The organism is Methanococcoides seepicolus (genome assembly GCF_023684405.1).
In the GTDB taxonomy this organism is placed as follows: domain Archaea; phylum Halobacteriota; class Methanosarcinia; order Methanosarcinales; family Methanosarcinaceae; genus Methanococcoides; species Methanococcoides seepicolus.
The window spans coordinates 1-6,461 of record NZ_JAGSOI010000093.1 but is presented as its reverse complement, the minus strand read 5'-3'; the positions used below and the strand labels follow the sequence as shown (position 1 = coordinate 6,461).

At 37.2% G+C, this 6,461-nt stretch carries 7 protein-coding genes; 2 read left to right on the top strand and 5 right to left on the bottom strand.

The genetic code is table 11. The features are described from left to right. On the top strand, positions 1-305 hold a 305-nt coding region (locus tag KDK67_RS13305), incomplete at its 5' end, for a DinB/UmuC family translesion DNA polymerase (protein ID WP_476738632.1). Between the two features lie 238 nt (positions 306-543). On the opposite strand, the gene KDK67_RS13300 is transcribed toward KDK67_RS13305, so the two are convergent. Next, complete coding sequence (locus tag KDK67_RS13300; RefSeq protein ID WP_250869324.1) at positions 544-1,926, bottom strand: AlbA family DNA-binding domain-containing protein; 1,383 nt, start codon at positions 1,924-1,926, stop codon at positions 544-546. A 182-nt stretch (positions 1,927-2,108) separates the two neighbouring features. On the opposite strand from KDK67_RS13300, the gene KDK67_RS13295 reads away from it, so the two are divergent. After that, positions 2,109-2,963 carry a GIY-YIG nuclease family protein gene (locus KDK67_RS13295; protein WP_250869323.1) on the top strand — a complete coding sequence of 285 codons (855 nt, stop codon included), beginning with the start codon at positions 2,109-2,111 and terminating at the stop codon, positions 2,961-2,963. A gap of 4 nt (positions 2,964-2,967) precedes the next feature. Here KDK67_RS13295 and KDK67_RS13290 read toward each other — a convergent pair whose 3' ends face one another. From KDK67_RS13290 to KDK67_RS13275, 4 genes are all read right to left on the bottom strand, one after another. Beyond that, on the bottom strand, positions 2,968-3,912 hold the full coding sequence (locus KDK67_RS13290) for a hypothetical protein (protein ID WP_250869322.1): 945 nt from the start codon (positions 3,910-3,912) through the stop codon (positions 2,968-2,970). Between the two features lie 26 nt (positions 3,913-3,938). Further along, on the bottom strand, positions 3,939-4,874 hold the full coding sequence (locus tag KDK67_RS13285; protein ID WP_250869321.1) for a hypothetical protein: 936 nt from the start codon (positions 4,872-4,874) through the stop codon (positions 3,939-3,941). Between the two features lie 127 nt (positions 4,875-5,001). Beyond that, complete coding sequence (locus tag KDK67_RS13280; protein WP_250869319.1) at positions 5,002-5,286, bottom strand: transposase; 285 nt, start codon at positions 5,284-5,286, stop codon at positions 5,002-5,004. 54 nt (positions 5,287-5,340) lie between these two features. Next, positions 5,341-6,461, bottom strand: a 1,121-nt coding sequence (locus KDK67_RS13275) for a hydantoinase B/oxoprolinase family protein (RefSeq protein WP_250869317.1), incomplete at its 5' end; no start/stop codon positions are given.

Below are 6,461 nucleotides of genomic sequence, written 5' to 3'. Positions count from 1 at the left end.
GCAAAAGCGATCTGGTGCTCTCCCTGCTGGATGAGCTTTTAGATGATGTGTTCAGTAAAGTTACTGCAAGGAGTGTTTCTTTCAGATCAGTTACTATAACCGTCATATATTCTAATTTCAAGACCGTCACCAAAAGCCATACGCTCAATCATCCCATGGCTGAAAAGGCAGTGCTTCGGGAAGTTTCCTATCAGATAATGGGGGAATTGCTGGATAGCAGTACTGTCAATATCCGCCGCATTGGTGTGCGTGTTGGAAGCCTGCATGAGAACAAAGGTCAGAAGACGCTGGCTGAGTTCTTTTGATATTGGGTATGAGGGTTTGGCTTTATCTTCTTGCATAGCAAGGTGGGGATATGGGTAACGTTAAAAATGCCACTCTTTTAAAAGTTTGTGTTTTCAGAGGTTCGAATCCAACCCCTCGCATAGCAAGTTGGGGTAATAGGTATCTTGGAAAATAGATACTCAGAATTTCAAACTGTTTATAAGGTTTAAACATTAACTAAATCTGGGACTTGAAAATATAAAAGAAGTATTGAATAAATTACTCAATATTTCCCCAGTGGATTTTTATGTATTCGATTTTTTGTGAGCCACTTAAAAGTGGAGTGCTTGCAAAAAACCGAATAAAGAATTCTCCATTCTTGAGACAGAACGGTTTTTCAGATTTTTTAATCTCAATACAACAAATGTCTTTTCCAAAGATTTCATGATAAGTTATTATTAAAAAATCATTTAGAACTTCTTTTGGTATATATTTCTCCATAGTCCTAATTAATTTTAAGTTAAAATCGTCTCTATCAAGTCTGCTTTCTCTATTGGAATATTCATTATCAAGACCTAAAATACTTCCGCAATTCGATACTCCTATTAAAAGGTGGCCACCCTCTGAATTTATAAATCCTGCTATGCTTTTTGCAATCTTATATTTTTGATTTTTGTCGAGCTTATATCCATCTGGAGGGGTTGTTAAATATGGCTTAAATTCAAGTTTTTCGTATTCTCCTTTTTCAATAAACTTAAGAATCTCAGCTTTGTGAATATTGAGCACAGGTATCTTATTATCTTTTAGAAAAGGTTTTAGTGCGTTTTTTGCCCCACAATCTCTACACTCCAAACTTAAAACGATTCGATCTCTGTTTCTTTCAGTTGAATCGGTCCATATGCCGTTAACAAGCATTACACCTTTACCATCTGGCCGTTTACTTTCTTTACATTTAGGATGCAGAATACCAAAATAATCCGTACCCATAAATTTAAACTCAGGCTGTTGGGATTTCCAAGACCCGTGATGCTTCGGATTTCCAGATATTATAATTCCTCTTGTATCAAATTCATTTTCTTTTTTGGATGAACAAGATGGACAAATAAGATCTTGAGAAGGCCAACCTACATTGTCAGGTGTATTTGTGATTTCCATTCCACAATCTGGGCAAGATAAAGTTTCAATATTAATCGGACATAATCCAAAAGCTATAGTAAGATCGCATCCTGAAAATGGGAAATCATATCTTTTTTCCAATGGAAATGGGTATTCTTCTGATGAAGGACTACCTAAACTTGAAATTTCTGCGTGTATAACTTTTTTTAAATCGATGTTTGGATGTTCCTCAAAAAATTCGTTTGAATAATACATTGATTCATTTGAATATTCTTCAAAGATATTATCAATTTCTTCTTCAGTAAACTGACCATGCTCTACTAAAATGTTTGTAACTTCCTTTCGGCTCGAATTAGGTGCTTCATCATAATCTTTTAAGCGATAAAGGGTCCTGATAATAAATTCTAGCAATAATTTTCTACTTTCTTGTCCAGTAGATCTAAGCATCTTAATTTCAAAGAGGCTTTTATTTTGAATTTTTCTTAAAATATGCACAATACATTCGTCACAGTCAACTAACACGTCATTTTCTTTGCAATATGGCATTTGTCCCCTTCCCTAATAGCTTAGCTTTAAGAGTGCAATTGAGTAGTAATTTGAACATAGATATCTAAAAAGATTTACAGTACAAAGATATTATATAAATTATAGTGTATTTATAGCAAATATATAAGAAAATATATTAGATCTATAAATCAAGACATATTTGCTATAATGGTGATCCATTCATGACAATAGGAAGAACAATTTCAATTTACTTGCCAGATGCCAATCCACAAGGCATTAAGATTTGTGACTTTTTAGATTCTATTGTCAAAGCGGTCTCAATTCCCAGAGCAAAATTGAGTGACGCATCACAAAATCAAGAGCTTACTCAGCCAGGTGTCTATTTTTTAATAGGTGAAAAAGATGAACTTGGAAAGCCTAGCATCTACGTTGGAGAGTCTGAGGTGCTGCTAACTCGACTTAATAAACACAACAAGGAAAAAGACTTCTGGAACCAAGCTATATGTTTTGTTTCTGAGAAGAACAATCTAAATAAAGCACATATCAAGTACCTTGAAAACCATGCCTGCAATGAGGCAAAAAAGGTCAACAAATGTACTCTTGAAAACAGTAACAATCCCACCCAATCATCATTAACAAACCAAGATCGGGACTTTGTTTTGCGTATTTTTGAGGACTTAAAAATAATCATGACTACTCTTGGCTATCCTATTTTTGAGCAATCAAAAAAGCGTAGTAAAATTAATGTGTATTACTGTAAGAGCAAAGATGCTGATGCAGTTGGTGAATACACTGAAGAGGGTTTTGTTGTCAATAAGGGATCTAAATCGAATATTGAAGAAACCCCATCTATACAAAAAAGCATCAAAACCTTTAGAGCAAATTTGGTGGGAAAAGGGATACTAAAAGAAGAAAATGACGTTTATGTTTTTCAAGAAGATTTTACTTTCTCTTCGCCATCCATGTCAGCATCAGTTGTACTAGGGAGAACTGCTAATGGCTGGAGAGAATGGAAAGATAAAGGTGGTAAAACACTTGATGCTATTATAAGAAAAGGAAATGTAGAGGAGGAATAAGCTCTCACATGAGCTTATCCGCAAGTTCCCTCATAAACCTAGCATTCAGGTTGATGTCCCCTGTTTGCTTAATCTTATCCTGAATCCTCTTCAGAGTGCCTCTGTAAGCAATACCTACTGTTCGCCCCATCTCTACATCCAGTTGCATTATCTTATCCATAATCTCCTGCTTATTGATGAAAACTTGAGCCTGATATATGTCTAAAGGCTGATCATCAATATTGTTAGCCTCCTTTCCAATGAGAACAACACTATCCGCATGGATATGCCTGCGTTTCATCTGTCCAATATTCCCTTCATACTTGTACTCAGGATGATCTGCATACTGCAAAATTGTCCTGTTCAGAGATTTGAAATACTCAACTCCCTGTTTGATCTCACCTGTATTGTAGTCTATGAATGGTTCATAGGCTATTTTCGGAGGGTCATTGGAAAAGGGTGCTAGCGGTTTGATTGGTTTTCCATCATCCTCAATAACCTGAAAGCCAACATTGCAGAAGTTGAAAGGTTTTATCTGCCTTGACCAAGGTTGACCTTCATTGATCTTCTTAAATCTCTTCAGCACATTGGATGTACTGACTGTGAGCCTTGAGACTGCAAAAAGTGAAGAGTATTTCTCTTCAATATCTGTTGGCTTTATTATCCCATAATGCAACTTGAGAATATCTTCCCATATCTCAGCCTGCCAATCATCAACAGCTTTTGGAAATGGATTTGTTAAATGACCAAGTCCATGCAATTTGAAAGATCTTTCTCCTTCCATGAACTTGATTTCTTCATTCTCATAAGTGTATAAGGCATAACGTTTAGAGGATATGCCATAAGACCACATATCTTCTTTTTCAGGTTTCAACAAATCAATATCAAGGTTGTAAGGATTAAGAGGTTGGAAATAATCTATGATCTCCTGAGCATGTTCAGGAGGAACGAATATTGAATCCGTATCCATGAACTTCACCTTTGTAATTGAGATTTTTATGAATTGATTTTGTCACATACCCTAATATTATTTTTAATATCCTCTGAGATTTCTAACTTTAGATCATCGGGTATTAAATCCACTTTTTCCAAAGCAGAAAGTGCTTTATCGTAATAACCTCTGGCAATGTTAGGATGAGATACGAAAAAGAAATCACCAAGTTTAAGGTGTAGTGTGAACATCTCACCAAATTTCTTACTAAACCTTTTTGCCAGCTTTTGCATAATCTCAAATTCACCTTTTTCTTCAAGTTCAAATAGATATGACATGAAGATATCTAAATTCTCGGGGCTGTTATCTACCAGATAATCGAACCTTTCATCGTCGTCCAGTGCAAGAAAATCTTCAATACGAGCTACCTGTTCCGGGTCAAGATCTTCATCTTCATCTTCTAAATCTTTTGCTTTTACCAAAAGAGATTCGATCATCTCCAGAGAGATATCATATTTTTTTCCAAGCCTTTTTATTCGTTTAACATACCTAGCATCGTCTGCTGATATGTTAATGTCAAAGTAATAGCAAATCCATTTTAAATATGCCTGCCTGTCCGACATCCACGAGCGGTTATCAATAGATGTGAGTACATAATCAATCGCCAGTTTAAATTCATGAACAGTTATTGGTTCATCCTCAATTACTTCCACTAAATTCGCAATAAGTTCTGATCCAAGCGGATGGGTAAAATAGTTGAGCTTCTTATCCAGATTATATTTTATATCTGTCAGTAATTTGATGATTTCCCTATCAGTTATCTTTTTGTCACGTTCATAGTAATAATAAGCAATAGTGTACTCGAACGTACCAAGATATTGAGAGTATTCATCCTCTTTATCCTCAAGACTCTCAAGCCCCATAATTATCGCATTATCCGGTTCAAGCATATCCATCAGGGATATTTCATCAATAGCAATCATAGCATTTTTATCATCCATATTTTATCACTGTTTGCTTAGTTTTGCTTTTTCAAATACATGTAAACCATAACTCACACCACATATCTTTCCCACCAATCCCTCAAACTTCGCATAATTATAGTTAATAACCTAATATTTTTCGCTTCTAATCTTCATCAACAAACTTTTCAATCCATATTTTTGCAAAACTAATCTTTGATGAATATTTAATGAACGCATTAAATGTCAGCTGCTTCATATGATTTGTGTCAATGATGATTATAGATGAAATAACTCTCTTTATACTTTTACATATATGCTCTATTGGATTTAGGTCTGGAGAATATGGTGGAAGATATATCAGGAATTCTATCTCCATTTTCTTCCATTCGTCATAAGGCGTGTCAATGATCATCTTCCTCAGTAAATCAGTATCACCCCTTTCATCCACATAAACAGGTTTACTAAACTCAATCGTTTTTCTTTTCCCTACAAACTGATGGCGTCATTCCCTTTTACCAAAACCGCCGCCACCGGGGGTTTCTATCACGAACACATCCCCTTCTTCCATATCCACCTCAGCGGTTGGTTCCATTTCCTGTGTCCTTCCATCCTTCCTGATCACCAGGTTCTTACCACATTCCCCTTCGGAGCCGCCGTTCGATCCAAAAGGTGGATATTTCCGGTGCGAGGATATTATTGCTGCTTTCATTTCCTCAAGGAATCGCACTTTACGGACAACACCATTTCCTCCGCAGTATTCTCCTTCCCCTCCGCTCCCCTTCCTTATGGAGTATTCCTCAAGGAGCACCGGAAAACGCAATTCGAGGACCTCGGGATCGGTCATTCTGGAGTTTGTCATATGGGTCTGTACGGCATCGGTACCATTGAATCCGTCTCCTGCACCCGAACCGCCGCAGATGGTCTCGTAATACTGGAATTCCTGGTTTCCAAAGGTGAAATTGTTCATGGTTCCTTGTGATGCTGCCATGATTCCCAGCGCACCATAGAGGGTATCCACGATATACTGTGAAGTTTCCACATTTCCTGCTGCAACTGCTGCGGGGTAGGATGGGTTCAATAAACATCCTTCCGGTATTATTATATTGAGGGGTTTCAGACATCCTGCATTCAATGGGATATTGTCTTTTACAAGCGTGCGGAACACGTAGAGTACGGCAGCCTTACATACGGATGCAGGGGCATTGAAATTATTATTCTGTTGTGGCGATGTTCCTGTAAAGTCAATAGTTGCTGAACGGTCATTCTTATCTATCTTGATATTTGCGTGAATATGACTGTCATCATCGAGTTTGTAAGTGAATTCTCCGTCATGCAGTACTTCGATGACCTTCCTTACGGCTTCCTCAGCGTTATCCTGTACATGCTGCATATATGCCATTACCGTTGGCAGCGAATATTTCTCCACCATCTGCTCGAGTTGCTGTATGCCTTTTTCATTCGCAGCGACCTGTGCCCTGAGATCAGCGATGTTCTGATGATGATTGCGTACGGGATACTCGCCACTATTTAGGAGTTCTGTAATTTCAGTTTCCCTGAAATATCCCCTGTCCATAAGTTTGAGATCATCTATCAATATCCCCTCTTCAAAGATGAACCTGCTTT

What these genes read in the sequence shown, in the direction of transcription:
- KDK67_RS13300 (WP_250869324.1), bottom strand. Translation starts at nt 1,926, where the DNA reads ATGCCATATTGCAAAGAAAATGACGTGTTAGTTGACTGTGACGAATGT.
- KDK67_RS13290 (WP_250869322.1), bottom strand. Translation starts at nt 3,912, where the DNA reads ATGGATACGGATTCAATATTCGTTCCTCCTGAACATGCTCAGGAGATC.
- KDK67_RS13295 (WP_250869323.1), top strand. Translation starts at nt 2,109, where the DNA reads ATGACAATAGGAAGAACAATTTCAATTTACTTGCCAGATGCCAATCCA.
- KDK67_RS13285 (WP_250869321.1), bottom strand. Translation starts at nt 4,874, where the DNA reads ATGGATGATAAAAATGCTATGATTGCTATTGATGAAATATCCCTGATG.